Source organism: Agrococcus jejuensis (assembly GCF_007679035.1).
Classification (GTDB): Bacteria; Actinomycetota; Actinomycetes; order Actinomycetales; family Microbacteriaceae; genus Agrococcus; species Agrococcus jejuensis_A.
The window spans coordinates 317,554-344,547 of record NZ_VEFR01000002.1; the positions used below are offsets into that span (position 1 = coordinate 317,554).

Sequence of the window (26,994 nt, forward strand, 5' to 3'; positions counted from 1 at the left end):
TCGAGGACATGCATCGCCGCTCGTCCGCCGCCGTCATCGTCGCGCTCGCCATGGTGCTCACCGGGTGCGTCATCCCGCCGCCCCAGCTCGCCTCCACCGTCGAGGTCTGGAGCGTCGACGATCGACTCGTGACGACGCCGGTCGAGGAGTCGGGCACGCTGCTGGCCTACACGACGGCGGGACCCGACTCCCTCGACGTCGTCGCCTGGGATGGCGCCGCCGGCACGGAGTCATGGCGCGTGCCGAGCGTGCCGACGTCCAACGGCGCCGTGGTCGACCTCGAACCGATGGACGACGGCTCGGGGCGCCTCGTCGTGCCGGTGCTCGTCGCCGACGGCGACGACGTGCGGTGGTCGGTGCGCGACGTCGCGACCGGCGAGGAGCAGGCGTGGTCGACGTCGTCCGCCGACGGCTCGGCGACCACGTGGGCCGGCGTCTACCACGCATGGTCCTGCGGTCCCGACGAGCCGTCGGCCAGCCTCTGCTTCTCGGTGCCGGATGGCTCCGAGACGACGGCGGAGTTCCTGCGGCTGCGGCCCGGCCACGGGGTCGACGTGCTGCCGATCCCCAACCAGGGCACGGTCTTCGCGACGGACCTCGGCCTCTACACCGACCAGTCGACGCAGACGATCGACCTCGTCGTCGACGGGCAGATCCGCTGGTCGAGGCCCTGGGCGGATGCGTTCGATCACGTGTACTCGAATGGCGCCCTCGAGGCGGTTCGCGCCGGCGCCAGCCTGCTCGTGACGTCCGGGCCCGCCTGGTGGTCGTCGACGCTGCAGCTCGAGTCGGTCGACACCGTCGCGCTCGACGTGGCATCGGGGGCCGTGCGCTGGAGGGTCGAGGGCGCATACCCGTGCGCGCTCGGCGGAGACGGCGGGGTGCTCATCCTCTGCGAGCTCGCCGGAGCCCGCACGGGCGCCGGGGCGACGTACACGGGCGTCGCGATCCTCGGCATCGACGCCGCGACCGGAGCGGAGACGTGGCGCGTGGACTACTCGGATGCGGCCGTCGCGATCGAGAACGGCGACGGCGCCTGGTCATGGTTCGGCGAGTCGAGCGCGCTCGTGCCCGACGCGTCGGGCGCGCCCGTCGTGCTCGACGCATCCACGGGTCTGCAGCGGACGGTCGCGGCCGATGCGCCGCTGCCCTGCTCGCAGGGCGTCGACGGCAGCGTCGCCTGGACCGACGGCGGACTCTCGATCCCGATGGACGAGATGGCCGAATGGTGCGGGCCGGGCGGGGCGCTGCTGACCGACCCCGAGCTCGATCCCGACGTGCTCGCGGTCGTCGGCATCCCCGTCGGCGACGTCTGGGCCGTCGCGACCACCTCGGGGCTCGCGGGCTACCGCCTCGGCTGACGCACGCCCTCGACACGAGCCCATCCGCGAGCGCATGCTCGACCCAGGACGAAGGAGACGCCATGCTGCGAGGACTCGCGAACCTCAACCTCGTCGCCGAGGACATGCCCGCCGCCGTCGCGTGGTACGCGGACGTGCTCGGCGCCGAGCCGTACTTCGTACGGCCGGAGGACGGCCCCGTCGAGTACGCCGAGTGGCGCTTCGGCGACGACGACGACGAGCTCGCCCTCATGTCGAGCGCCTACCGGCCGGCGCTCGCGAGCCCGGGCGGCGCCGTGGTGTCGCTGCACGTCGACGACGTCGCCGCCTCGCTCGCCGCGCTCGTCGAGCGCGGCGCTGCGGTCTTCGAGCCGCTCATCGACCGCGGCGGCGGCTTCGTGACGGCGTCGATCGTCGACCCGTTCGGCAACGTGCTCGGCCTCATGCGCAGCCCGCACTGGGCCGCGCAGCACGACGGCTGAGTCGGCGTCAGCCGATCGGCAGCGCCACGATCGCGCCGCTGCCCGGGGGCAGGTGCACGGCGGCATCGTCGAGCGCGACCGACGACGACGTGCCGAACAGCAGCGTCGCGCCGAGCGGCACCGGCGCCTCCCAGACGGCGTCGCCGACGTTCACGAGCACGTCGACCGGACCCGTGCCCGGTGCTGCCTCGGCATCCGACGATCCCGCGACGCGCAGCGAGCCGCCGCGCGTGAGGCGCAGCGTGCGCGCCTCCTCGTCGACGACGACGCGGTTCGCGTGGAGCGACGGATCCGTGAGCGCAGCCCAGTCGCGTCGCAGCGCCGCGAGTCGCCGATAGCCCTCGAGCACGACCGCATGGCGGCCCGAGCCGAGCTCCTCCCACCGCAGCACCGAGCGGCGGAACGTCTCGGGATCCTGCGGGTCGGGCACGACCTCGGCATCCCACCCCATCGCCGCGAACTCGGCGATGCGGCCCTCGGCGGTCAGGCGCCCGAGCTCCTCCTCGGGATGCGACGTGAAGAACTGGAACGGGCTCGACGCCGCCCACTCCTCGCCTTGGAACAGCATCGGCGTGAACGGGCCCGCGTACAGCAGCATCGCGGCGACGAGCAGCTGCGAGTCGTCGAGCACGTCGACGATGCGATCGCCGACGGCGCGGTTGCCGATCTGGTCGTGGTTCTGCGCGCTCACGACGAGCCGCCACGACGGCATCCGCTCGACGTCGATCGGATGACCGTGCTCGCGCCCGCGGAACGTCGACATGGTGCCGTCGTGGAAGAAGCCGCGCTCGAGCGCCTTGCCCAGCGCGCCGAGCGGCTCGAAGTCGCCGTAGTAGCCGCTGGTCTCGCGCGTGAGCGCGACGTGGATCGCGTGGTGGTAGTCGTCGCTCCACTGCGCGTCGAGGCCGTAGCCACCGCCCTCGCGCGGCGTGACGAGGCGCGGGTCGTTGAGATCGGACTCGGCGATGAGCGTCAGCGGGCGCCCCTGGTGCGCCGACTCCGACGCGACGGCGACCGTGAGCGCCTCGAGGATGTGGTCGTCCGGGTCGTCGACGAGCGCGTGCACCGCGTCGAGGCGCAGCGCATCCACGTGCATCTCGCGCAGCCAGTAGAGGGCGTTCTCGACGATGTAGCGCCGCACCTCGGGCTCGCGCACCTGCACGACCTCGCCCCACGTGTTGCGCTCGTCGCCGAGGTACGGCCCGTACAGCGGCAGGTAGTTGCCGCTGGGCCCGAGGTGGTTGTAGACGACGTCCTGGATGACGGCGAGGCCGGCCCGATGGCAGGCGTCGACGAAGCGCTGGTAGCCGGCAGGGCCGCCGTACTCCTCCTGCACGGCGTACCAGAGCACGCCGTCGTAGCCCCAGTTGCGCGTGCCGTTGAACGCGTTGACCGGCAGCAGCTCGACGTGCGTGACGCCGAGGGATGCGAGGTGCTCGAGCCTCGAGGCGGCGGCGTCGAACGTGCCCTCGGGCGTGAACGTGCCGACGTGCAGCTCGTAGACGACGCCGCCCGCCAGGCGACGGCCGGTCCAGTCGGCGTCCTGCCACTCGTGCTCGGTCGGGTCGAACGTCTGCGACCGGTCGTGCACGCCCCGCGGCTGCCTGCGTGATCGCGGATCGGGGCGCACGGCATCGTCGTCGCCGATCTGGAAGCCGTACTCCCCCGCCGGCCCCGACTGGCGCCACCAGCCGCCGCCGGCATCCTCCATCTCGACGGATGCGCCCTCGGTGACGAGGCGCATGCGGGTCGCGCGCGGTGCCCAGACTCGGTACTCGTGGTCGGCCATGCCTCCACCCTGTCGCACGCGCCGACGTGGCGACAGGGCGCAGGTCGACGTGCTAGGCGCCGAGCGTGGCGATCAGGCGCGGCCCTGCGCGTCGTACCACTCGTTCGACGCGGGCAGGAAGAGCAGCACGATGGCGACGATCGTGAGCACGGCGCCGACGTTGATGGAGCCGTTCGAGACGAGGCCGACGACGAGGCTCGCGACGCACACGACGGCGAGCGCCATCCGCGCCCAGCCGCGCCCCTTGCCCGCGAAGACCAGCAGGACGGCCTGCACCACGACGATCGCGAGACCGACGACGAGGAAGGTGACGGCGATGCCCATCACGGCGCCATCGCCCGCCGCGCCCGCGCCGGCGCTGGCGCCGGCGAGCAGCAGCATCGCGAGGAACGCGAGCACGACGGTGAGCACGACACCGACCCAGAGGATGCCGAGGCCCCACTGCACGGCGGCCGGCTTCGAGACGTATCGTCGTGCCGACGGCGGCCCGAGCTGCGCGGCGAGCCCGAACGGCTCCGACACGGCCTCGTCGCGGTGTACGGGCTCCTGCGGCATCGTCATGCCGCGACGCTACCTCCGGGGCGCCGGACGAGGCTGGACCCGCGGTGCGAGCCCCGTGCGACGTCCGGCGACCGGATCAGTCGGCGGGCGCCAGCAGCGCCACGGGCAGGTCGCGCAGCAGGTCGGCGAGCCGCACGGATCCGCCGTCGAACGCACGACCCGAGAGCAGCTCGACCCATCGCCCCTCGGGCACCGGCAGCAGGGTCTCGCCCCAGCCGCCGCGGCGCTCGAGGCCCAGCGGCAGTCGCGTGACGACGGCGATCGCGCCGCCGCGGTCGAACGCGAGCGCATGGTCGGACGCCTCGCCGCGTGCCATGACCTGCGCGTACGAGGCCCACAGCTCGCCCCGGTCGCGACGCAGTCGCAGCGTCTCGCGCACGAGGCGCACCTTCGCGTGCTCGAGGTCGTCGACGTGCGCAGGCTCCGTCGCGGCACGCGCACGCAGCGCATCGGCCTCGACCCAGTCGATCGCGCGACGGTTGTCGGGGTCGACGAGCGACAGCTCGCGCACCTCGGAGCCCTGGTAGACGTCGGGCACGCCCGGCATCGCGAGCGCGAGCAGCTTCGCCGAGAGCACGTTCGACCGCCAGCCGGCGTCGACCGAGTCGACGAACGCCTCGATCGCCGCCCGTCCCTCACCCTCGAGGCACGCGTCGACGAACGACGACAGCGCATCCTCGTACGACTCGTCGGGGTCGGTCCAGTGCGTGCGGGCGTCCGCCTCGCGCGCCGCCTTCTCGGCGTACGCGTGCAGGCGGTCGCGGCTCGCGGGCCACGCGCCGACGACGGCCTGCAGCAGCAGGTTCGAGAACGCGCGGTCGCGCAGCGGCGCGTGCGCGAGCATGCGCTCGAGCAGCGCATCCCACTCGTGCGGCACCTCGGCGATCGTCGAGATGCGGGCGCGCACGTCCTCGCCGCGCTTCGTGTCGTGCGTCGACAGCGTCGTCATGGCGTGCGGCCACTGCCCCTGGCGGCGCGCCATCGCGGCGTGGAAGTCGATGGGCGCCGTCGCGAACACCGACGGGTCGCCGCCGACCTCGTTGAGCGACGTCAGACGGCCGTAGCGGTAGAAGGCCGTGTCCTCGACGCCCTTCGCCATGACCATGCCGCTCGTCTGCTGGAAGCGGCGCGCGGCCTCCTCCGACGGGTCGAGCAGGATCGGCAGCAGCCACGCGACCGTCTCGGTGAGGTCGGGTCGCCAGTGCGCCGACTGGTCGGCGGCGTGCTGCAGGTGCTCGGCACCCTGCGGCAGGTACGAGCGGTACACGGGGAAGCACGCGAGCAGCTCGGCGATCGCATCCGCCGTGTCCTCGGGGGCGTCGTCGTGCGCAGCGCGCACCTCGCGCTCGAGGCGCAGCACCTCGGCGTGCAGGATCGTGTCGGCGATGCCGCGCTTCGTCTGATGGATGAGCGCATGCCAGTCGATCGGCAGTCCGCGCAGGCGGGCGTCGATCGCATCGAGCGCCTGCTCGGCCGTGGGGTCGGTGAGCACGCGGTCGACGAGCGCGAGCGCGTCGTAGCCCGTCGTGCCGGCGGTGGGCCAGGCGGGCAGCTCCTCGCCGGGCTCGAGGATCTTCTCGACGAGCACGTACGCGCCGTCCGTGAGGTCGGCGAGGTCGCGGAGGTAGCCCTCGGGATCGCGCAGGCCGTCGGGATGGTCGACGCGCAGGCCGTCGACGAGCCCCTCGTCGAACCAGCGGCGGATCTCGACGTGCGACGCGTCGAAGACCGCACGATCCTCGACGCGGATGGCGGCGAGGGTCGTGACGGCGAAGAAGCGGCGATAGGCGAGCTCGTCGTCGCCGCGCTGCCAGTGCCCGAGCAGGTAGTGCTGGCGGGCGAGCACGGCGTTGGCGTCGTCGGCCGTCGTGGCATCGTGCCGCGGCCCCGTGCCCGGCGCGATCGGCAGCGCCGTGTCCCAGTAGCGCAGCACGTCGCCGTCGATCGTGAGGTTCGCGATGCGGCCGTCGTCGCCGAGGTCGTCGTCGCCGACGATCGGCAGCAGGATGCGGCCGTCGTGCTGCGTCCAGTCGACGTCGAACGCATCCGCGTACGCCGACTCGCGTCCGTGCTGCAGCACGTCCCACCACCACGCGTTCTGCTCGGGCGTCGCGACGCCCACGTGGTTCGGCACGATGTCCACGAGCACGCCCATGCCGAGGCGTCGCGCTTCGGCCGACAGCGCCGCGAGCCCCTCGGGGCCGCCGCGCGACGCATCGACGCGGTCGTGAGCGACGACGTCGTAGCCGTGGCTCGACCCGGGCTCGGCGGCGAGGATCGGCGAGAGGTACACCCAGTCGACGCCGAGGTCGTGCAGCGCCTCGAGTCGCGCCGCCGCGTCGAACAGCGTCTGCTCGGCGGTGATCTGCAGTCGGTACGTGCTCGACGGCGCGCGCATCACTGCTCCTCGTCGTCGGACGACACGGGGCGGTGGCTCTGACCGATGGGGATGACGCCCGTCGTGACGTCGGGCTCGGGCGCCGGCACCGACTGCGACAGGCTCGCGATCGAGGCGGCGACCGACGAGTCCTCGCTCTCGGCCGGCGGGTGCGCCTCCTGCAGCAGCACGAGGCTGCGCGCCATGATCGTCGCGGCCGCGCCGGGCGCGAGCGGCTGCGCGCCGACCTCGCCACCCGTGTCGATCGCGACCGCCCAGCGGGCCGAGTACTCCTCGGACGGCAGGGTGACCTCGACGTCCTGGTCGGAGGCGTTGCAGTAGAGCAGGAAGTGGTCGTCCTCGATGCGCTCGCCGCGCATGCCGCGCCCGGCGATGCCGTGGCCGTTGAGGTACATGCCGATGGTCTTGTCGTCCGGCGACTGCCAGTCGTCCGACTCCATCGGCTGGCCGCCCGGCGAGAGCCAGACGATGTCGTTGAGGCGCTCCCCGTCGCCCGTGCGCACCGTCGAGCCCGTGAAGAAGCGCTTGCGGTGGAACGTCGGGTGCTCGTGGCGCAGTCGTGCGACGGCGGCCGTGAACTCGACGAGCGGGTGGTCGGCCGACTCCCAGTCGATCCACGACAGCTCGGAGTCCTGCGCGTACGTGTTGTTGTTGCCCTGCTGCGTGCGACCCAGCTCGTCGCCGTGCAGGATCATCGGCACGCCCTGGCTCAGCAGCAGGGTGGCGATGAGGTTGCGCTGCTGCCTGGCGCGCGTCGACAGGATGAAGGGGTCGTCGGTCGGGCCCTCGACGCCGTAGTTGTACGAGCGGTTGTGGCTCTCGCCGTCGTTCGAGTCCTCGCCGTTGGCCTCGTTGTGCTTCTCGTTGTACGAGACGAGGTCGCGCATCGTGAAGCCGTCGTGCGCCGTGACGAAGTTGATGGATGCGAACGGCCTGCGGCCCGAGTCCTCGTAGAGGTCCGCCGAGCCCGCGAGACGGCTCGCGAAGTCGCCGACCGCGCCGGGCTCGCCGCGCCAGAAGTCGCGCACGGTGTCGCGGTACTTGCCGTTCCACTCCGTCCACTGCGGCGGGAAGTTGCCCACCTGGTAGCCGCCGGGGCCGACGTCCCACGGCTCGGCGATGAGCTTGACCTGGCTGATCACCGGGTCCTGCTGCACGAGCTCGAAGAACGTCGACAGGCGGTCGACGTCGAAGAACTCGCGCGCGAGCGCCGAGGCGAGGTCGAAGCGGAAGCCGTCGACGTGCATCTCGGTGGCCCAGTACCGCAGCGAGTCCATGATGAGCTGCAGGGCGTGCGGCGTGCGCACGTTGAGCGTGTTGCCGGTGCCCGTGTAGTCCATGTAGTGCTGCAGGTCGCCCTCGACGAGGCGGTAGTAGGCCGCGTTGTCGATGCCGCGCATGCTGAGCGTCGGGCCCATGTGGTTGCCCTCGGCGGTGTGGTTGTAGACCACGTCGAGGATCACCTCGATGCCCTCGGCGTGCAGCGCCTTCACCATGCCCTTGAACTCCTGCACCTGCTGGCCGAGCGTGCCGGATGCGGCGTAGTCGGCATGCGGCGCGAAGAACGCGAGGGTGTTGTAGCCCCAGTAGTTGCGCAGGCCCTTCTCCTCGAGCGTGGAGTCGTGCACGAACTGGTGCACGGGCATGAGCTCGACGGCGGTGATGCCGAGCTTCTTGTAGTGCGCGATGAGGCTCGGATGCGCGACGGCGGCGTACGTGCCGCGCTGCGCCTCGGGCACGTCGGGGTGCAGCTGCGTGAGGCCCTTGACGTGCGCCTCGTAGATGACGGACTCGTTGTACGGCGTCTTCGGCGCGCGGTCGCCGGACCAGTCGAAGAACGGGCTGATGACGACGGACTTCGTCATGAACGCGGCGGAGTCGTCGTCGTTGCGCGTCTCGGGGTCGCCGAACTCGTACGAGAACAGCGGCTGGCCCCAGTCGATGTCGCCGCTCGTCGCCTTGGCGTACGGGTCGAGCAGCAGCTTCGACGGGTTCGCCCGCTGCCCCTGCGCGGGGTCGTACGCGCCGTGCACGCGGTAGCCGTACCGCTGACCGGGCTGCACGTTCGGCAGGTAGCCGTGCCAGACGTACGCGTCGACCTCGACGAGGTCGACCTTCGTCTCGGTGCCATCGTCGTCGAACAGGCACAGCTCCACGCGCTCCGCGACCTCGGTGAAGAGGGCGAAGTTGGTGCCGTTGCCGTCGTACGTGGCCCCCAGCGGATAGGCGGTGCCGGGCCAGACCTCGGGTGCTGTGCTCACCTCGTCGACACTACGTGTGCGCGGCGGTGCGATCGCTGGACTTGCGCGTCGGGGCGCAGCGCCCTAGCGCGCGACGGGTGACGCCTCCCGACGGTCGTCGCGGATCAGTCGCCGACGGGCATGACCGTGCCGCCCGTGATGTGCACGAGCTCGTCGAACGTCAGCAGGAAGACCGTGTCCGGGGTACCCGCCGCCGCCGAGATGCGGTCGTAGTCCGCCAGCGCCTCGTCGACGATCGTGCGCACGGGCGCCGGATGCCCGATCGGGGCGACGCCGCCGATCACCTGGCTCGTCGCCGCGCGCACCTGCTCGGGCGTCGCGCGCTGGATGGCGCCTTCGCCGAGCGCGGTCGCGAGCGCGTCGGTGTCGACGCGGTGACGACCGCTCGTCATCACGAGCAGCGGCGCATCGGCCATCCAGAAGATCAGCGAGTTCGCGATCTGCCCCACCTCGATGCCCAGCGCATCCGCCGCCGCCTTCGCCGTGTGCACGCCGCCGGGGAAGTGCACGATGTCGCGCTCGACGCCGAGGTCGCGGAGCTGCTGCTGGAGTGCGAGGGCCTTGGTGGGGATGGTCACGGCATCCATCCTGCCTCCCCACCAGGACGCGGGTGCGCCTCCCACCAGCTGGTCGAGGAGCGCCCCGACCCGAGCAGTCAGGCGGCCGCGACGCGGCGGCGCGAGCGACCCGACAGCGCGCCGTCGATGCCGAGGCGGCCACCGCCCACGACCGCGAGCGCGAGCGCGCCGGCGCCGAGCGCTGCGACGAGCTCCCAGCCGCCGTCGCCCGCGAAGACGCCGAACGGCGCGTGCACCAGCAGGGCGGCCACCAGCATGTCGACCGCCACGAGCACGCCCACGATCGGCAGCGCGGCGCCGAGCACGATGAGCACGCCGCCGAGCAGCTCGACGCCGATGACGAACGGCGCCAGCACCTCCGGCAGCGGCACGCCCATGCCCGCGAAGCCGCCGACGGTCGCCTCGAGCCCCTGGTCGAAGAGCTTCTGCGCGCCGTGCGCGACCATGACGCCGCCCACGACGAGGCGGAGCAGGAGCAGCGAGACGTCGGCGGCGAGCGGAGTGGATGCGGAGAGCGGACGCATGGGGGAGCCCTTCGGGTCGCGGGAGGGGACGGTCGGCAGTCTTCCGATCGCCCCTCTGTCGCGGCTATGCGCGGTCGGGCATCCGCCGATCCGTGCGTGCGACCCGGGGGGCCCTCCGAGGAGCGGTCCTTCGTCAGCCGACGACGCCGATGCCCAGGTGCGCCGCGAACGCTGGGGCGAGCAGCGACAGCTGCACGTCGTCGATCACGGCGCCCGCGAGCGACTCGACGGGCGTCACGACGCGCGGCTCGAGGCCGCGCAGGTCGACGTGCCGCAGCGTGGCGCGCGGCAGCTCGAGCGTGTGGACCGTGGAGCCGGGGAATGCGGCGCGGTCGAGCTCGGCGTCGCCGACGTCGAGCGTGTCGATCGTGCAGTCGCGGAAGGTGAGGTCGCGAGCGCGCGCCGCCCGCAGGTTCACGTGGCCGAGCTTGCAGCCGACGAACGCGACCGAGCGGATGCTCGCATCCGACAGGTCGATCGACCCGATGCGGCTCGCGACCACCTCGACGTCGCGCCAGACGCTGCGCCCGGCGTCGAGCTGGGCCGCGTCGAGCCGCTCGAGACGCGACTCGACGAGGTGCGCGTGCCGCAGCACCGCTCCGCTCGCCTGCCAGCGCTCGACGTGGCACTCCGACAGGGCGAGCTCGGCCAGGTCGGCACCGGCCGAGTCGACGTCGACGACGTGCACGCGGTCGAGCACCGCAGCATCGTGAAGGGCGTGGGGGCTCGCGTCGTCGAGCGGCGGCAGCACGACCCGCGGCTCGGTGGGCGCCTGCAGTCGATCGGTCGGCATCCGCATCCCCTCGTGCGCGTCGATCGCGCGCGGCCCATGGTGGCATGCGGGCGCGATGCCGCGGGTGGCATGCGCCGGGAGCACGGATCCGCGCCAGCAGCTGGTCGAGGAGGCCCCGAGCCGTAGGCGAGGAGCCGTCACGAGACCACGTGAGATGCCCGCCCGGCGCGACCAGGAGCGGCCGTCGCGTGGTCTCGTGACGCGTGCTCGCCCAGGGGCTCGCGCGCTCCTCGACCAGCTGATGGGGCGCTGGCAGCGGACGAGCAGAGGATGCGCATCGAGCGCGACCACGCCGCTCGTACGACGCACCCAGCCGCTCGACGGGTCGCGGGCCTACGCTGGCGCCGTCCGCCGGATGCACGATGCTCGGTGGCCTCGAGCTCCACGGGAGGTGTCGTGCGCGCTGCCGCGAGCTGGCTCCTCGGCCTCCCCGTCGAGCAGCCGGCGGCCTACCGCAGGCTCCTGGCGATCCGCGAGCGCATCTGGACGCGCATCGCGCCGCTCGAGGCGTCCATCCTCACGAGCGCCGAGCCCACGCCGTTCGGTGCGTGGCGTCCGCACGACTTCCGCCCCATCCGTCCCGGCACCGCGTGGGGCGACGTCTTCGAGTGCGGCTGGCTCCACCTCACGGGCCCCGCCGCGACCGACCCGCGCGCCGAGGTGCTGCTCGGCATCCGCGGCGAGAGCCTCGTGCACGACGCCGACGGCACCGTGCTCGACGCGACGACGACCGTCTACCTGCAGGGCGACCTGCCGCATCCCGGCGGCCGATTCCGCACGATCCGCGGCGTCGACACGAGCCGACCGATCGACCTCTACGCCGACGCGACCTACAACGGCCTGCTGCTCTACCCCGTCGGCAGGGCGCGGTTCCACGGCGCGCATCTCGCCGTGCGCGACGAGGAGGCCTACGGCCTCTACTTCGACGCGCTCACGCTCACGATGCTCGCGGGCCACACCGACGACGCCGCGCTGCGACGCTCGCTGCGCGCGGCGCTCGACGAGGCGTGGAGGACGTTCCGAGCCGGCGACCTCGCCGCCGCGCGCGCAGCCCTCGCCCCCGCGCTCGCGGAGCCCGCCACCGACCCGCTCGAGTACACGGCCATCGGCCACGGGCACCTCGACATGGCGTGGCTCTGGCCGCTGCGCGAGACGCACCGCAAGTCCGCCCGCACGTACGCGCGGCAGCTGCGCTCGGTCGAGCAGCATGCCGGGTACGTGTACGGCACGAGCCAGCCGCAGCAGCTGCAGTGGATGCGCGACCAGCACCCGGCGCTGTTCGACCGCCTCAGGCGCGCCGTGGCGGCGGGCGGCATCGAGGCGCAGGGCTCGTTCTGGATCGAGCCCGACACGAACCTGCCCAGCGGCGAGTCGCTCATCCGCCAGGCGATCGTCGGGCGCCGGTTCTGGCAGCGCGAGCTCGGCGTGTCCGACGAGCGGCTGCGACTGTGCTGGCTGCCCGACACGTTCGGCTACTCGGGCGCGCTGCCGCAGATCCTGCGGGGCACCGGCATGGAGTGGTTCCAGACGATCAAGCTCGCCTGGAACGAGGTCAACGACTTCCCCCACCGCACGTTCCGCTGGGCCGGCATCGACGGCTCCGAGGTGCTCGTGCACATGCCGCCCGAGGGCGACTACAACGCGCGGGCCGCCGCCGACGGCCTGCTGAAGGGCCTGCGCCAGCATCCCGAGCGCAGCATGGGCACCGCGCTGCTCGTGTACGGCGGCGGGGATGGCGGCGGCGGGCCGAGCGAGGTGCACCACGAGGTGCTCGACCGCGAGATCGGTGCCGACGGCGCCGGCATCGCAGGGCTGCCGCGCGTGCGGCGAGGCAGCGCATCCGACTTCTTCGCGCGCCTCGCCGAGCTCGAGGTGCCGCATCGCCACGAGGGCGAGCTGTACCTCGAGAAGCACCAGGGCACCTACACGACGCAGGCGGCGACGAAGCGATGGAACCGCACGCTCGAGCGGCTGCTGCACGACGTCGAGGCGCTCGCCGCCGCGCTCGGCCCCGAGGTGCGCGAGCGGGTGCGCGACGAGCTCGAGCCCGTGTGGCAGGAGGCGCTGCTGCAGCAGTTCCACGACATCCTGCCCGGGTCGTCGATCGCGCGCGTGCATCGCGAGTCGGTCGCGGCGTTCGAACGGCTCGCCGGGGTCGTCGAGGCGCGGATCGCCGCCCTGACCGAGGAGCTGCCCGCCGCCGAGGGCGTCGCGGCGCTCAACCTCGCCCCTGTCGCGCGCGACGAGCCCATCCGCGTCGACGGCGCGTGGATGCGCGCGGTCGTGCCGCCGTACGCGACCGCGGCGCTCGTGCCCGAGGCCGAGCATCCGGAGCTCGTGGCGGACGCATCCGGGCTCGCGAACGGCGTGCTCGCCCTGCGGTTCGACGACGCGACGGGCGCGATCGTCTCGATGGTCGACGCCGACGGCGTCGAGCACGCGGGCGCGGGGCTCAATCGGCTCGTGCTGCACCGGGACCCGTTCCAGATCCCGTTCGACGCGTGGGACATCTCGGCGAAGGCCGCCGCGGCGCCCGGCAGGCCGCTGCGCGTCGTCGAGCGGTCGTGGCACGTCGACGGGCCGCGCGCCGTGCGGCGGCACGTGCTCGAGGGGCCCAGGGTGCGCATCGAGCAGGACGTCGTGCTCGAGGCCGGTGCGACGCTCGTGCGGTTCGAGACCCGCGTCGACTGGCGGCAGCGCCACCGCATGCTGCGCGCCGAGCACCGGCCGTCGCGGTACGGCGACGAGGCGCTGTGCGAGATCCAGATGGGCCACATCCGCCGCGCCACGACCGAGCGCGACAGCGTCGAGCGCGCGCAGTTCGAGGTGGTGGCGCATCGCTGGCTCGCCGTCGAGGACGAGGACGGGGCGGGCTTCGCGATGCTCAACGACGGCAAGTACGGGCACCGTGCGAAGCACGGCCTGCTGTCGCTCAACCTGCTGCGCTCCCCCACGTTCCCCGACCGCACCGCGGACCGCGGCGCGCACGCCTTCACGTATGCGATCCGCCCGTACGCGCCCGGCGCGCTGCACGAGGTCATCGCCGACGGGTACCGCCTGCAGGCGCCACCGCGCGTCATGCGCGGGCGCGCGCTCGCGCCGCTCGTGCGCGCCTCGACGCCGGGCGTCGTGGTCGAGACGGTCGCGCCGGCCTACGACTCCGACGGCGTCGTCGTGCGCATCTACGAGTCGCTGGGGCGGGCGACGACCACGGCGATCGAGACGTCAATCCCGCATCGCGCGGCCTGGCGCACCGACATGCTCGAGCGGCGCGTGGATGCGGCGGGTGCGCTCGCGCCGACCGCCGAGCCCGCCGACCTGTCAGACGTCGCGCTGCGACCCTTCGAGATCGCGACGTTCGTGCTGGAGTCGGCGGCGGAGCCCTCAGCGCCCCGCTGACGTCCCGTGGGTCGAGTCGGGCGCGGCGTCGACCGCGTCGCCGTGCGCGGCCGTGCGCGGTGCGTCGTCTGCGCGCCGACGGAGCAGGCGACCGACGAGCGCGATCACCCCGACGATCACGGCGCCCACCACCAGGCCGAGCACGAGCGACACCGCGGTGTCGACCAGCCACACCACGATGGGCCCGGCAGCCGCGACGACGTCGGTCATCGCATGCACGAGCTCGTACGGCCCGTCCCACAGGTGCGCCTCATGCAGGTTCGCGATCACGAGGTGCCCGCCGACCCACAGCATCGCCACCGTGCCGATGACGCTGATGACGCGGAACACGGCCGGCATGGATCGCACGATGCGGGCACCGGTGCGTCGCGTGCCGCGGGCGTCCGACTTCATCATCCTGAGCCCGATGTCATCGAGCTTCACGAGCAACGCCACCGCGCCGTAGACGAGCACGGTCATCGCGAGCGCGATCACCGCAAGCACGGCCAGCGTCGGCCAGAACCCCAGCGCAGGATCGATCTCCGACAGGGAGATGAGCATGATCTCGGTGCTGAGGATCAGGTCGGTTCGGATGGCTCCGAACACCAGCCTCTTCTCATCACGAGGCTCGTCGTCGGCAGCCTCGTGGTGGTGGAGGCCGAACCACTCCATCACCTTCTCGGCGCCCTCGTAGCAGAGGAAGGCGCCGCCGACGATGAGCAGGTACGGGAGCACCCACGGCGCGAACGCCGACAGCAGCAACGCCAGCGGGATGATGATGACGAACTTGTTGAAGATGCTGCCCAGCGAGATGCGCCACACCACGGGCAGCTCTCGCGCGGGCGACAGCCCCTGCACGTACTGCGGCGTCACCGCGGCGTCGTCGATGACGACGCCCGCGGTCTTCGCGCTCGCCTTGAGGGCAGCCGTGAGGATGTCGTCGACGACCGCGAGCAGACCAACCGACATGCGTGCGCTCCTCCTGCCGAGATGGTCCCGGACGCGACCAGCGTAGTGAGCGCGGCCGTGCACATCCCGCATCCCCTAGCGTCGAGGGGTGCGGATGGATCGGCGTGGCGGCTCGGGCATCGCCCTCGTGCTCGCGGGCATCTGCTCGGTGCAGGCGGGCGCATCCGTGGCGAAGCTGCTCTTCGAGCACCTCGACCCCACCGCCGTGACATGGCTGCGACTCGCGTTCGCGTCGCTCATCCTGCTCGCCATCGCGCGCCCGAAGGTGCGCGAGTGGGATCGTCGCACCTGGCGGGCCGTGCTGCTGCTGGGCGTCGCCCTGGCCGGCATGAACCTCATGTTCTACGTCGCGATGGAGCGCATCCCGCTCGCGCTCGCCGTGACGCTCGAGCTGCTGGGCCCGCTCGTGCTCGCGCTCGCGCTGTCGCGCCGCTGGGTGGATGCGGCGTGGGTGCTGCTCGCGGGCGGCGGCGTCGGCATCATCGGCGCGCAGTCGCTCACGGGTGCGCTCGACGCGATCGGCGTGCTGCTCGCGCTCGCCGCGGGCGCGTGCTGGGCCGGCTACATCCTCGCGTCGCATCGGGTGGGCGAGCTCGTGCCCGGCGTCGGCGGGCTCACGGCGGCGATGTGCGTCGCGGCCGTGCTCACGACGCCGTTCGGCGCGGTCGGCGCGATCACCGGCGTGACGGCACAGCCCTGGCTGCTGCTGCCGGCGCTGGGCGTCGCGATCCTGTCGAGCGCGATCGCCTACGCGTTCGAGCTCGCGGCGCTGCGCCGCATCCCGCCGCGCGTCTTCGGGGTGCTCATGGCCCTCGAGCCCGTCGCAGCCGGCCTCTTCGCCCTCGCGATCGTGGGCGAGGGCATCGGTCCCGTGCAGATGCTCGCCCTCGGCATCGTCGTCGTGGCGGCGGCCGGCGTCGCGCTCACCGCCGCGAAGGATCCGCCGGTCACGCCCGACACGGGCGCGATCGTGCAGCAGTAGCGCACCCCGCGCCGCCGCGATTCCCGCCTCACGAGGTGCGTCTCACGTTGCGAGGTGCGCTTCTCGTTCGCGAGGTGCGCTTCTCGTTGCGAGGTGCGCTCCTCGTTCGCGAGGTGCGCTTCTCCTGCTCAGGTGCGCGGAGAGCCGCACCCCGTCAGGAGCACCGCACCCCGCAACGGGGATCGGCGCTGACGACGACGCGGGATGATGGAGGCGTGAGCGACGACCGGTGGGGCGAGCGGGGCGAGGAGATCGAGCGCCTGCGCCGCGGCGACCTGCCGCCCGTCATCCGCGTGCCGCTGCCGCAGCGCATCGAGCTCGACGACAGGTCGCAGGCGGCCGCGGATGCCGACGCCGCCACCGCCGCCGCGCACGCCGAGCGCGCGCCGTGGCCCGCGATCGTCGGCGCGGTCGTGCTCGCGGTGCTCGCGTGCATCCCGCACCTCGTCGCGCCCTCGATCGCCGTACTCGTCGCGCTCATCGCGGCGCCGCTGTCGTGGAGCATGCAGCGCATCACCGCCGGGCGACGCCGCCGCGCCTACCTGGCGCTCGCCGGCACGTTCGTGCTCGTCGCCGCGCTGGCGATCGTGGCGCCGTTCATCTGGGTCGAGCTCGGCGTCATGCGATGGCCGACGCTGCCGACCGGCTGAGCCCGGCCACTCAGGCGCGCGCGAGCAAATCGAGCACGGCGTCGCGCGCGGCGGGCAGCGTCGTCCAGCCGTCGCGGTCGAGGAAGTGGCCGCCGCCGGCGACCGTCTGCACGGGCACGCCGAGCAGCGCCGCGGCGCGGGCCGAGAGCTCGGGCGGCACGATGGGGTCGTCGTCGCTCGCGATGATCGCGACCGGCAGGTCGCCGAGGTCGGGCATGGGCGGCAGGTCGAGGAACGCGTCGAGCTCGGGCAGCGGCGGCACGCGCTCCCAGAACGGGGCGACGAGCACGACGCCGCGGATGCGCGCACGATCGACGCCGTCGAGCGCGAGCAGCGCCGCCACCGAGCCGAGCGAGTGGCCCACGAGCACGAGCTCGTCGTCGCCCGCCATCGCCTGCTGCGCCGCCGCGACCCACGCATCCCTCGTCGGCGCATCGGAGTCGGGCAGCGCGGGGATGTCGACGTCGCCGCCGATCTCGTCGCCGAGCCACGTGAACCAGTGGGACGTGGGCATGGCGCCGTAGCCGTGGAGGATGACGAGTCGCATGCCGGATGCAACCGGGCCCGCGCCGCCGGATTCCCGATAGCGTGCGATCGGATCGACGAGCGAGGAGGCTCCATGCGAGATCGGCAGTCCGCAGACGGCGAGGCGTCGGACACGGCAGCGGCGGCCGGGACGGTGGAGGAGGCCGGCGTCGCGGCCGCGGAGCAGCGACCGGGCCGCGGGTGGCGGATCGCGCCGCGCCTGCATCACGTGCAGGTCTCGATGCCGGTGGACGGCGACGACGAGGCGCGGCGCTTCTGGCGCGACACCATCGGCCTCACAGAGGTGCCGAAGCCCGAGCCGATGGCGGCACGCGGCGGATGCTGGTTCCGCGCGCACGACGAGGCCGGCGAGGTCGTGGTCGAGATCCACATGAGCCGACAGGAGCCCTTCGTGCCGGCGAGCAAGGCGCATCCCGCCCTCGTGCTCGACGCGATCGCCGAGCTCGAGACGCTCGCAGCGGCCGTCGTCGACGGCGGGTACGAGGTCGTGTGGGACGACCGCCTCACGTTCCCCGGCTACGAGCGCTTCCACTGCTTCGACGGCTTCGGCAACCGCGTCGAGGTGCTCGCGCCGGCCTGAGCGGTGTCGTCCGGCGGGCTGGCCGCCCGCGAGGTGCGCGTCTCCTGTCGAGGTGCGCGGGGCACAGCACCTCAGTTGGAGAGGCGCACCTCGCAACGGGAAGCGCACCTCGGAACGGGAGGCGCCGGGCGGTCACTCGCGTCCGCGCAGGAGCCACGGGCGGAAGAGGCGCGTGACGGCGGGCAGCACGAAGCCGACCATGATCGGCGTGAGCACGAGGCTCGTGACGAGGAGGCGCAGCACGACGGGCACGCCCGAGAAGCCGGGGATGAGGCCGAGCAGCAGGGTCACGACCACGTTGACGGGGAAGAAGCCCAGCCACACGACGACGCCCTGCTTCCACCGCGGCGGCACGGGCTCGGCCGCGCGCACCTCGACGCGATCGCCGGGCACGCCCTCGCCGGCCGCGGAGTCGAACCAGCCCTCGATGCCGCTGCGACGCTCGACGCTCGCCTCGCGCGCGAAGTCCGCACCCGCATCGAGCCACAGCCGGCGCTCGTCGCTCGCCTCCCACGCGTGCAGGCTCGCCGCATCGTCGAACCGGTACAGCATGTGCCACGTGTCGCTGCCGGGGCGCACCTGCACCCAGCCCGAGCCGAGGAATCCCGGATACGTGTGCGCGAGGTCGATGCCCTGCCGCACCCAGCTGAGCGCGTAGCGCTGCTTCGTCGGATCGACCTGCCGCTCGATGGCGACGGTGATCGGCTCGGACATGGCATCCCCCTGCTCGTCGAAGGTCGTCGACGGCGGATGCGGATCCGCGAGGAGGGTGTGCCGCGCGGCCAGCGACCGCGTCGTCAGTCGGGGCCGGATCGGATCGCGATCGCGGGCTCCACTGGAGGGGATGACGGGAATCGAACCCGCGCTGGGTGCTTGGGAAGCACCAGTTCTGCCATTGAACTACATCCCCAGCGCTGCCTTGCGGCAGCGAGAGCCATCGTACGGCACGGCGGCCCGATGCGGACCGTACGCCGGTGGATGCGGTCACCGTGTGACGCTCCGCGGGCCGCCGAGGGAGGATCGCCCTCCGCGAGCCGCTGAGCGTCACGGTGTGACCGGCGCTGCCCAGCGGCTGGTCGAGGAGCGCGTCAGCGCAGCGCGCGCAGGTAGCGGCGGAGCGCCACCACCTGCACGACGCGCAGCACGGGGAACGCCACCCGCCACGGCCCCGACGGTGCCGCCCGCGCGAGCGACCGCACCGTCAGCACCACCGCATCCGCCTCGACGTGCACGACGAACGCCTCCTCGCCCGCGACGGGGTGGCCGGCGAGCGTCGCGTACGCGAAGCCCGCGCGCGCGGGCTCGTCGACGACCTCGACGACCTCGATCGGCTCCCGCACGATCAGAGGCCCGAGCCGCGCCGTGACGAGCAGTCGCTCCCCCGCCGTCGCCCGGCCCGGCGGGATCGCGAACCCCGCGCGCCGCTTCACGACCCAATGCAGCGCGGCGTCGCGCACGCGGGGCCAGTCGCGCGCCGCAGCGACGACCGCCGAGCGCTCGATCGCCCGCCACCCCTCCGGCGGCGCCCACACGGCCGAGGCCGGCTGCGTCGACGACGCGGCCGGCCCCGTGCGCGCGAGCGCGTCGAGCGACATCCGACTCACTGCCTCGGCGTCGGCTCCGCCGTCGTGGCCTTCGACGGCGTGAGCTCCAGGGAGAGGTCGAGCATGGGTCGATCCTGGCCGAACCTCGCCCGCGCTCGCTGGGAACACGCGGGTGCGCGTGCCACGATGACGCGATGAGCTCCACGCCGCCTCCGCAGGGCCCGTTCGGCGCGCCTCCGGGCCCGCCGCATCCCGCGCATCAGGCGTGGACGCGCAGGTTCGCGCCGCCGCAGCAGTTCCAGGCGGTGCCCGACGGCATGCTCGCGTCGCAGCGGTCGACGCGCGTCGCGACGCGCGCCCTCGTGTGGGGCATCGTCGCGATCGTCGTGTCGGCGCTCCCGCTGCTCAACTGGTTCACGCTCGCACCGGGCATCGTGGCGATCCAGTACGGCGCAGCCGCGCGCGCGCAGCGGCTCGCGGGCGGCGGGCGCGCCGTGTGGGCGATCGTGCTCGGAGCGCTCGCGATCCTCGGCTCGGTCGGCTGGATCGTCGTGCACTTCGTGACGTTCGTGGGCCTGCTCGGCGCCGGCGTCTCGAGCCAGTACTAGCCCCGACGACCTCTGCCCGATCCGACCTCGCGTCGGGCAGAGGACCTCGACGCCGGGTCAGGGGACGCGGTGCAGCCAGGTCTCCGTCGAGAACTTGGAGGCGACGAGCTCGTCGGCCGCCGCGAGCTCGGCGGCCGTCAGGTCGCCGTCGGTCGCCTTCGTGACCCTGCGGAACGTCGCCTTCAGCGCCTCCTGCACGGCTTCGCGCGTCATGCCCGTCTGCGAGCGCAGCGGGTCGACGCGCTTCTTCGCGCTCGTCGTGCCCTTGTCCGACAGCTTCTCGCGGCCGATGCGGAGCACCTGCACCATCTTGTCCGCATCCATGTCGTAGGACATCGTCGCGTGGTGCAGCACGCCGCCCGAGCCGAGGCGCTTCTGCGCCGCGCCGCCGATCTTGCCCTGCGGCGAGGTGATGTCGTTGAGCGGCGCGTACGACGCGTCGATGCCGAGGCCCTGCAGCGCCTCGATGACCCAGGCGTCGAGGAAGGCGTACGAGTCGGCGAAGCTCATGCCCTGCACGAGGTCGGCGGGCACGTACATCGAGTAGGTGATGGCGTTGCCCGGCTCCGAGAACATCGCGCCGCCGCCCGAGATGCGGCGGATGATGGGGATGCCGAAGCGCTCGGCGTTCTCGGGGTCGACCTCGTTGCGGTACGACTGGAACGAGCCGATGTAGACGGCGGGGCCTGACAGGTTCCAGAAGCGCAGCGTGGGGCCACGACGGCCCTCGCCCACCTCGTTGGCGAGCACCTCGTCGAGCGCAACGTGCTGGATGGGCAGGCGCGGCTCGTCGTCGATGAGCTGCCACTCGTAGTCGGCGAACGACGTCGCCTTCGCGAGCGCACGCCGCACGGCCACGCCGACGGCCTCGGGCGTGAGGCCCAGCATCGTCACGCCCTCGGGGAGCCCCTCGCGGATGGCGGTGCCGATCTCGGCAGCCGTCGCCGTCGCGGGCAGCCCCAGCACGGCGGCGTCGATCTGCTCGAGCACGTCGTCGGGCTCGAGGAAGAAGTCGCCCGAGAGGCGGAACGCCGTGATGCGCTCACCGTCCGCCTCGACGTCGACGACCACGAGCTTGCCGCCGGGGACCTTGTACTCGCCGTGCATCCGGCGCCTCCTCACCGTGGGACCGCATCCCAGCCTAGGGCGCGTGGCGCGCGCGGACGGGGCGGGTCAGCGGTCGGCGACCGACGGGTCGTCGGAGTCGTGCGGCGTCGGGTCGACGAGGTCGCGGATGGGGTCGGTGACGTACACGGGCGCGTCGCCAGGGGGCAGCTCGCGGTGCTGCGGCTGCTCCTCGCGCCAGTGCACCTCCGACGACCGGAAGGCGAGGCCGAGCATCACGACGCCGATCACGAGGCCCACGACGACCGCGAGCGGGCGCACGCCGTCGGGCAGGATCGGCACGAGCAGCGCCGCGACCGCCACGAGCACGCACACCGCGACGCCTGCGACGATGCCGCGCACGAGCGTGCGGGTCGTGGGCCTGCGTCCGCGCGCGAGCACGAGCGTGCCGCCACCGAGCAGACCGCCGATGCCACCGAGCATCGCGGCGACGAGCACGACGAGCAGCACGACCGACGTCGAGTCGGGCACGACGGCCGACGAGCCGCCGTCCGCGGCGAGGACGACGGGCAGCACGACCGCGATCCCGCCGATCGCACCGCCGAGCACGTTCCATCCCAGCAGGGCCGGCGCCGCAATGCGCCACGCCCGTGGGTGCTGGACCTCGTCCATGCACCCCATGGTGCTCCTGCCGCGGGCGGATGCGCTGCACATCCGCTCCGCGCGTGCCGCGCTACGGCGTCGGCGCCGAGCGACGTCCGGTGCGGTCGCGCTCGAGGGCGAGATGGTCGTCGAGCCACGAGGTGACGTCGTCGAGCACCTTCGACTTCGTGATCTCGTTGAAGATCTCGTGCCGGGCACCCGGGTAGACGCGCAGCGAGACGTCGGTGAGACCCGACCGCTCCTCGTACGCGCGCACGAGCCTGCGCGCCGACGCCTCGCCGCCGAGCGTGTCGTCGGAGCCGACTGCGACGAGCAGGGGGATGTCGATGCCGAGCGAGCGAGCCGGCACGCCGAGCAGCCGCGCAGCCTCGATGGGCCCGAACAGACGCACGACGTCGGCGGGGAACGTGAGGGGGTCGGCGGCGAACGCCTCCTGCACGGCCGGGTCGCGCGAGAGCCACTCGAAGCCGGTGTCGCCGAGGTGCTTGTGGCGCACGTTGAGGTCGCCGGCCGTCATCCATCCGGGCATGCGGTAGGCCGTGCCCGACAGCACGGCGGCGTCGATGAGGGCTGCGTGGCGGTTGAGGAAGCGCTGCATCGTGAGCGAGCCCCACGAGTGGCCGATGACCGCGAGCGGCAGCTGCGGGTGCTCGCCGCGCAGGCGCTTCACGAGCGAGACGACGTCGCCGACGACGGCCATGCCGCCGCCCGGGCCGAGCCGTCCGAGGCCCGACGCGTCGCCACCCGCCTGCTCGAGGCCCGTGGCGCCGTGGCCGCGCTGGTCGAGCGCCGCGACGGCGTAGCCGGCGTTCACGAGGTGCTGGGCGACGTGCTCGTAGCGCAGCGCGTGCTCGCCCACGCCGTGCACGATGAGCACGATCCCCTTGGGCTTGCCAGGCATCCACGTGTACCAGTGGATGGTGACGCCCTGCAGGTCCACGAACGTGTGGTCCTGCCGGATCACGGCGAACTTGGGCACTGTGCGACCTCCGGATGCTCCGGCGTGCAGCGTACTCCTCGCGCGCGACCCGAATCCATCCGGTGTCCGCACGACGCCCCTGCGGGTGTGCCCCGGGCTGCTGCTGCGATCGGTCGCTCATGGCGCTCGAACGGGCAGCAGCGGCTCCCCGAGCCGGGGTGCTACGAGCCGCTGCTGCCCGATCGACGCAGGCGCGCGGTCAGGCGCGCGTGAGCTCGCGGCCCTCGTCGCGGTCACCACGATCGGCGTCGGCGGCGACGTCGATGAGGTCGAGCGGCATCGACGACAGGTCGATGCTCGGGTCGGTGTCCTGGCGCTCGACCACGGCGACCGCCTCGGCTCGCGTCTCGACCGTCGGCACCGAGCCGACGAGCGGGCGGTTCGACGACTCCTGCATGGAGAGCAGCGCGATGCCACCCGCCGCGGCGAAGAACATGATGTAGAACGCCGGCATGAACGTGTTGCCGGTGAGCTCGATGAGCGCCTGCGAGAACAGCGGCGTCGTGCCGCCGAAGAGCGACACCGAGATGTTGAACGCGATCGCCATGGCGCCGAAGCGCGTCGCGGTCGGGAACATCGCGGGCAGCGCCGACGCCGACACGGCGATGAAGAGCGCGGCGGGCACGGCGACGATGCACAGCGCGACCATCACGGCCCAGATCTCGCCGATCTGCATGATCGCGAACGCGGGCACCATGACGGCGAGGGTCGAGATGACGGCGACGAGGTAGATGGGCTTGCGGCCGACGCGGTCGCTGATGCGTCCGATCACCGGCAGCAGCGCCGACAGCGCGATGAGCACGGGCACGGTCGCGATCGCCGCGAGCAGGTTCGAGACGCCGACCTCCGTCTCGAGGTACGTCGGCATGTAGCTCGTGAGCGCGTAGCCGACCGTGTTCGTCGCCGCGGCGAGCGCGACGACGACGAGCATCGCCTTCCAGTGGTGGCGGATGGTGCCGAGGATGCCGTGCCGGGCGAGCGGGTCGTTCGGGCGCTCGGCGCCCTCGGCGTGCACGGCCTCGAACGCGGGGGTCTCGGGGATGCGCAGACGGAACCAGATCGCGACGGCGCCGAGGGGGATGGCGACGAGGAAGGGGATGCGCCAGCCGAACTCGACCATGGCGTCGGGGCCGGCGAGCCACTGGGTGACGACGGTCGTGATCGCGACGACCGAGGCGCCGGCGGCGAAGCCGACGTACGAGCCGACGTCGAGCCACGAGGCCCAGAACCCGCGCGACTTGTCGGGCGAGAACTCGGTGACGTAGGTGGAGGCGCCGGCGTACTCGCCGCCGGTCGAGAAGCCCTGCACCATCTTCAGGAGGTAGAGCGGCACGATCGCCCACAGGCCGATCTGCGACGAGGTCGGCAGCATGCCGATGAGCGCGGTGGCGCCGGCCATCATCGCCATCGTGAGGAAGAGCACCTTCTGGCGCCCGATGCGGTCGCCGAGCGGGCCGAGCACGAGACCGCCGAACGGGCGCACGAGGAACGAGATCGCGAAGCCGAGCAGCGTCACGAGCAGACCCCACGGCTCGGGCAGGTCGGCGGTGAAGACGACGGCGAGCGTCACGGCGAGGTAGCCGTAGATGCCGAAGTCGAACCACTCCATGAAGTTGCCGACGACCGTGCCCGAGATGGCCTTCTTGACCCGCTTCGTCGGCACGACGATCACGTCGTCGACCTCGAGGCGACGCCCTCCTGGTCCGACCCCCGCCTGCGGTGCATCGGGGGTCGAGGGATGGTGCGCGTCGCCGTGGGGCATGGCTCTCCTGGAGGGCAAGGGATGGGCATGACGCCCCGGACGGTCACAGGACGCTACCGAGGTCGCGGTGGTCCGACCAATCGGCCATGCGGATCGGCGCATGCATCCCGGGCGTGTCGCGATTCGCCGACTGCCCAGTCGAGACAAGGCCAGTCGCGGGATCCGCATCGTCGCGACACGCCCGGGCCGACATGCGCGTCGCTCCCAGGGCTCACCGGCATGGCCCGGCGACGTGCGCGGCCGAGGGGCTCGAGCCTCGCCGCGCGTCAGCGGATGACGCGTGCGAGCACCGCCGGGTCGGTGCGATGGCGGGCACCGAAGCCCTCGTCGGGCGCGACGAGCGAGCGCGCCGACAGGTGCACGTCGGCGATGCCCGTGCGCGCGACGAGGTCGTCGACGAGCCGAGGGCGGATGCCGCCGCCGGCCATCACCGCGAGCCGGCCGTCGGCCGCCGCGACGGCGCGCGCGATGCGGTCGACGCCGTCGTGCGCCGACGCGGCGCCGCCGGAGGTGAGGATGCGGTCGACGCCGACCTCGACGAGATCGGCGACGGCATCCTCGACGTCGGAGCGCACGTCGAACCCGCGATGCGCCGTGAGCTGCGCGTCGCCGGCGAGGTCGCGCAGGCGCGCCATCGCCGTCAGGTCGAACCGGCCGTCGGACAGCAGCGGCCCCACGACGATGCCGGCCGCGCCGGCGGCGAGCACGAGCTCGGCATCGCGCAGCGTGACGTCGAGCTCGGCGGCGTCGACGACGAAGTCGCCGGGTCGCGGGCGCAGCAGCACGTGCACGGCCATGCCCTCCGCGGCGGCGACGGCGTGCTCGACGAGTCCGAGCGACGGCGTGAGCCCGCCGACCTCGAGCGCGACGCAGAGCTCGACGCGATGCGCGCCGGCCTCACGGGCGACGCGCACGCCATCCACGTCGGACACGCAGACCTCGACCCGCAGCATGCCTCCAGCCTCCCCCATCGCATCGCCCGCACGCGACGACGCCCCGGGCATCGCGGCCCGGGGCGTCGTCGAGGAGGTCAGCCGCGCGCCGTGACCACCGGCATCTGCGACGTGTCGATGAGCGGGTCGGTGTCCTGCCGCTCGACGATCGCCTCCGCCTCCTCGCGCGTCTCGACCGCAGGCACCGATCCGATGAGCGGACGGTTCGCCGACTCGCGCATCGTGAGCATCGCGACGCCGCCGAGCGCCGCGAAGAACATGATGTAGAAGGCCGGCATGAAGGTGTTGCCCGTGAGCTCGATGAGGCCCTGCGAGAACAGCGGCGTCGTGCCGCCGAACAGCGACACCGCCACGTTGTATGCGATGCCCATGGCGCCGAAGCGCGTCGCCGTCGGGAAGAGGGCGGGCAGCGCGGATGCCGAGATCGCGACGTAGAACGCCACGGGGATCGCGACCATCGCGAGCGCGATGAACACCGCCCACTCCTCGCCGATCTGCATGATGGCGAACGCCGGCACCATGAGCACGATGGTCGCGACGACGGCGATGCCGTAGACGGGCTTGCGGCCGATGCGATCGGACAGCCGCCCGATGAGCGGCAGGCAGGCCGACATGAGCACGAGCACCGGCACCGTCGCGACGGCGGCCATGAGGTTCGAGACGCCCACCTCGGTCTCGAGGTACGTGGGCATGTAGCTCGTGAGCGCGTAGCCCGCGGAGTTCGTCGCCGCGACGAGCGCGATGGCGATGAGGATCGCGCGCCAGTGGTGGCGCAGGATGCCGCCGATGCCGTGACGGGCGAGCGGGTCGTTCGCGGCCTTCGAGGTCGAGCCCGCCTGCTCGGCGACCTCGAACGACGGCGTCTCGGGGATGCGCAGGCGGAACCAGATCGCGACGGCGCCGAGCGGGATCGCGAGCAGGAACGGGATGCGCCAGCCGTACTCGACCATGGCGTCCGGGCCCGAGACGGCCTGAGTGGCGAGCGTCGTGAGCGCCACGACCGAGGCGCCCGCCGCGAAGCCGACGTACGAGCCGACGTCGAGCCACGACGCCCAGAACCCGCGCTTGCGGTCGGGCGAGAACTCGGTCACGTACGTCGTCGCGCCGGCGTACTCGCCGCCGGTCGAGAAGCCCTGGATCATCTTCAGCAGGTACAGCGGCACGATCGCCCACAGCCCGATCTGCGCCGACGTCGGCAGCAGGCCGATGAGCGCCGTCGCGGTCGCCATCATCGCCATCGTGAGGAACAGCACCTTCTGCCGTCCGATGCGGTCGCCGAGCGGCCCGAGCACGAGGCCGCCGATCGGACGCACCATGAACGAGATCGCGAAGCCCAGCAGCGTCACGAGGATGCCCCATGGGTCGGGCAGATCGGCGGTGAAGACCGTCGTGAGCGTGACGGTGAGGTAGCCGTAGATGCCGAAGTCGAACCACTCCATGAAGTTGCCGACGACGGTGCCCGAGATGGCGGTGCGCACCTTCTTCCGCTCGACGACGATGACGTCGTCGACCTCGAGTCGACCGGGATGCGATGCGGTGCCGTCGGGCCCCGCGCTCTGCTGCGTGCTCATGCTGCGTTCCTTCCACTG

At 72.7% G+C, this 26,994-nt stretch carries 24 protein-coding genes and 1 tRNA gene; 7 read left to right on the forward strand and 18 right to left on the reverse strand.

What is annotated here, in order from left to right; translation table 11 throughout:
* Window positions 1-8 precede the first annotated feature (8 nt).
* Both FS793_RS08425 and FS793_RS08430 read left to right on the forward strand, forming a co-directional pair.
* Window positions 9-1,361 carry a hypothetical protein gene (locus tag FS793_RS08425; protein WP_144720055.1) on the forward strand — a complete coding sequence of 451 codons (1,353 nt, stop codon included), beginning with the start codon at window positions 9-11 and terminating at the stop codon, window positions 1,359-1,361.
* Window positions 1,362-1,423: 62 nt separating this feature from the next.
* Window positions 1,424-1,822, forward strand: a complete 399-nt coding sequence (locus FS793_RS08430; protein WP_144720056.1) for a VOC family protein — start codon at window positions 1,424-1,426, stop codon at window positions 1,820-1,822.
* A gap of 7 nt (window positions 1,823-1,829) precedes the next feature.
* Here the strand turns inward: FS793_RS08430 and treZ are convergent, their stop codons facing one another.
* The 7 genes from treZ to FS793_RS08465 form a co-directional block, all read right to left on the reverse strand.
* On the reverse strand, window positions 1,830-3,611 hold the full coding sequence (gene treZ, locus FS793_RS08435; RefSeq protein WP_144720057.1) for a malto-oligosyltrehalose trehalohydrolase: 1,782 nt from the start codon (window positions 3,609-3,611) through the stop codon (window positions 1,830-1,832).
* Window positions 3,612-3,683: 72 nt separating this feature from the next.
* Window positions 3,684-4,172 carry a hypothetical protein gene (locus tag FS793_RS08440; protein ID WP_144720058.1) on the reverse strand — a complete coding sequence of 163 codons (489 nt, stop codon included), beginning with the start codon at window positions 4,170-4,172 and terminating at the stop codon, window positions 3,684-3,686.
* Window positions 4,173-4,248: 76 nt separating this feature from the next.
* Window positions 4,249-6,570 (reverse strand): malto-oligosyltrehalose synthase, encoded by a 2,322-nt coding sequence (gene treY / locus FS793_RS08445; protein WP_144720059.1) that lies wholly within the window; start codon window positions 6,568-6,570, stop codon window positions 4,249-4,251.
* Window positions 6,570-8,831 (reverse strand): glycogen debranching protein GlgX, encoded by a 2,262-nt coding sequence (gene glgX, locus FS793_RS08450; RefSeq protein WP_144720060.1) that lies wholly within the window; start codon window positions 8,829-8,831, stop codon window positions 6,570-6,572. The genes treY and glgX overlap by 1 nt, the downstream gene beginning before the upstream one ends.
* 104 nt (window positions 8,832-8,935) lie before the next feature.
* On the reverse strand, window positions 8,936-9,418 hold the full coding sequence (locus FS793_RS08455; protein WP_144720061.1) for a YbaK/EbsC family protein: 483 nt from the start codon (window positions 9,416-9,418) through the stop codon (window positions 8,936-8,938).
* Window positions 9,419-9,486: 68 nt separating this feature from the next.
* On the reverse strand, window positions 9,487-9,933 hold the full coding sequence (locus tag FS793_RS08460) for a DoxX family protein (RefSeq protein WP_144720062.1): 447 nt from the start codon (window positions 9,931-9,933) through the stop codon (window positions 9,487-9,489).
* 133 nt (window positions 9,934-10,066) lie between these two features.
* Window positions 10,067-10,726, reverse strand: coding sequence for a pentapeptide repeat-containing protein (locus tag FS793_RS08465; RefSeq protein ID WP_144720063.1), 660 nt, complete (start codon window positions 10,724-10,726; stop codon window positions 10,067-10,069).
* A 396-nt stretch (window positions 10,727-11,122) separates the two neighbouring features.
* Here FS793_RS08465 and FS793_RS08470 point away from each other — a divergent pair, with 396 nt between their 5' ends.
* On the forward strand, window positions 11,123-14,125 hold the full coding sequence (locus tag FS793_RS08470; protein WP_186329403.1) for an alpha-mannosidase: 3,003 nt from the start codon (window positions 11,123-11,125) through the stop codon (window positions 14,123-14,125).
* On the opposite strand, the gene FS793_RS08475 is transcribed toward FS793_RS08470, so the two are convergent.
* Window positions 14,111-15,073: a DUF808 domain-containing protein gene (locus FS793_RS08475; RefSeq protein ID WP_144720065.1), complete on the reverse strand. Its 963-nt coding sequence runs from the start codon at window positions 15,071-15,073 to the stop codon at window positions 14,111-14,113. The two genes, FS793_RS08470 and FS793_RS08475, sit on opposite strands and share 15 nt — an antisense overlap.
* Window positions 15,074-15,167: 94 nt before the next feature.
* On the opposite strand from FS793_RS08475, the gene FS793_RS08480 reads away from it, so the two are divergent.
* Window positions 15,168-16,055 carry an EamA family transporter gene (locus FS793_RS08480; protein WP_144720066.1) on the forward strand — a complete coding sequence of 296 codons (888 nt, stop codon included), beginning with the start codon at window positions 15,168-15,170 and terminating at the stop codon, window positions 16,053-16,055.
* 215 nt (window positions 16,056-16,270) lie between these two features.
* Window positions 16,271-16,705, forward strand: coding sequence for a hypothetical protein (locus tag FS793_RS08485; RefSeq protein ID WP_144720067.1), 435 nt, complete (start codon window positions 16,271-16,273; stop codon window positions 16,703-16,705).
* A gap of 10 nt (window positions 16,706-16,715) precedes the next feature.
* Here FS793_RS08485 and FS793_RS08490 read toward each other — a convergent pair whose 3' ends face one another.
* Window positions 16,716-17,252, reverse strand: coding sequence for an RBBP9/YdeN family alpha/beta hydrolase (locus FS793_RS08490; protein WP_186329404.1), 537 nt, complete (start codon window positions 17,250-17,252; stop codon window positions 16,716-16,718).
* A 72-nt stretch (window positions 17,253-17,324) separates the two neighbouring features.
* Between FS793_RS08490 and FS793_RS08495 the strand changes: the two genes are divergently transcribed.
* Complete coding sequence (locus FS793_RS08495; protein ID WP_313959371.1) at window positions 17,325-17,831, forward strand: VOC family protein; 507 nt, start codon at window positions 17,325-17,327, stop codon at window positions 17,829-17,831.
* Window positions 17,832-17,963: 132 nt separating this feature from the next.
* On the opposite strand, the gene FS793_RS08500 is transcribed toward FS793_RS08495, so the two are convergent.
* The 3 genes from FS793_RS08500 to FS793_RS08510 form a co-directional block, all read right to left on the reverse strand.
* Window positions 17,964-18,545 carry an antibiotic biosynthesis monooxygenase gene (locus tag FS793_RS08500; RefSeq protein ID WP_144720070.1) on the reverse strand — a complete coding sequence of 194 codons (582 nt, stop codon included), beginning with the start codon at window positions 18,543-18,545 and terminating at the stop codon, window positions 17,964-17,966.
* A gap of 122 nt (window positions 18,546-18,667) precedes the next feature.
* A tRNA-Gly gene (locus tag FS793_RS08505) sits at window positions 18,668-18,741 on the reverse strand.
* Between the two features lie 178 nt (window positions 18,742-18,919).
* Window positions 18,920-19,426: a DUF1990 family protein gene (locus FS793_RS08510; protein WP_144720071.1), complete on the reverse strand. Its 507-nt coding sequence runs from the start codon at window positions 19,424-19,426 to the stop codon at window positions 18,920-18,922.
* 143 nt (window positions 19,427-19,569) lie between these two features.
* On the opposite strand from FS793_RS08510, the gene FS793_RS08515 reads away from it, so the two are divergent.
* Complete coding sequence (locus FS793_RS08515) at window positions 19,570-19,983, forward strand: hypothetical protein (protein WP_144720072.1); 414 nt, start codon at window positions 19,570-19,572, stop codon at window positions 19,981-19,983.
* Between the two features lie 57 nt (window positions 19,984-20,040).
* Here FS793_RS08515 and FS793_RS08520 read toward each other — a convergent pair whose 3' ends face one another.
* The 6 genes from FS793_RS08520 to FS793_RS08545 all read right to left on the reverse strand — a co-directional run bounded on the left by FS793_RS08520 (window position 20,041) and on the right by FS793_RS08545 (window position 26,976).
* Window positions 20,041-21,090: a lipoate--protein ligase family protein gene (locus tag FS793_RS08520; protein ID WP_144720073.1), complete on the reverse strand. Its 1,050-nt coding sequence runs from the start codon at window positions 21,088-21,090 to the stop codon at window positions 20,041-20,043.
* 66 nt (window positions 21,091-21,156) lie between these two features.
* On the reverse strand, window positions 21,157-21,720 hold the full coding sequence (locus FS793_RS08525) for a hypothetical protein (RefSeq protein WP_144720074.1): 564 nt from the start codon (window positions 21,718-21,720) through the stop codon (window positions 21,157-21,159).
* 61 nt (window positions 21,721-21,781) lie between these two features.
* The gene (locus tag FS793_RS08530; protein ID WP_260980088.1) at window positions 21,782-22,690 is read right to left on the reverse strand and encodes an alpha/beta fold hydrolase; all 909 of its coding nucleotides are present in this window, start codon (window positions 22,688-22,690) and stop codon (window positions 21,782-21,784) included.
* Window positions 22,691-22,889: 199 nt separating this feature from the next.
* Window positions 22,890-24,452 (reverse strand): MFS transporter, encoded by a 1,563-nt coding sequence (locus FS793_RS08535; RefSeq protein ID WP_144720075.1) that lies wholly within the window; start codon window positions 24,450-24,452, stop codon window positions 22,890-22,892.
* Window positions 24,453-24,718: 266 nt separating this feature from the next.
* Window positions 24,719-25,405: a copper homeostasis protein CutC gene (locus FS793_RS08540; protein ID WP_186329405.1), complete on the reverse strand. Its 687-nt coding sequence runs from the start codon at window positions 25,403-25,405 to the stop codon at window positions 24,719-24,721.
* Between the two features lie 77 nt (window positions 25,406-25,482).
* On the reverse strand, window positions 25,483-26,976 hold the full coding sequence (locus tag FS793_RS08545) for an MFS transporter (protein ID WP_144720077.1): 1,494 nt from the start codon (window positions 26,974-26,976) through the stop codon (window positions 25,483-25,485).
* Between the last annotated feature and the right edge of the window lie 18 nt (window positions 26,977-26,994).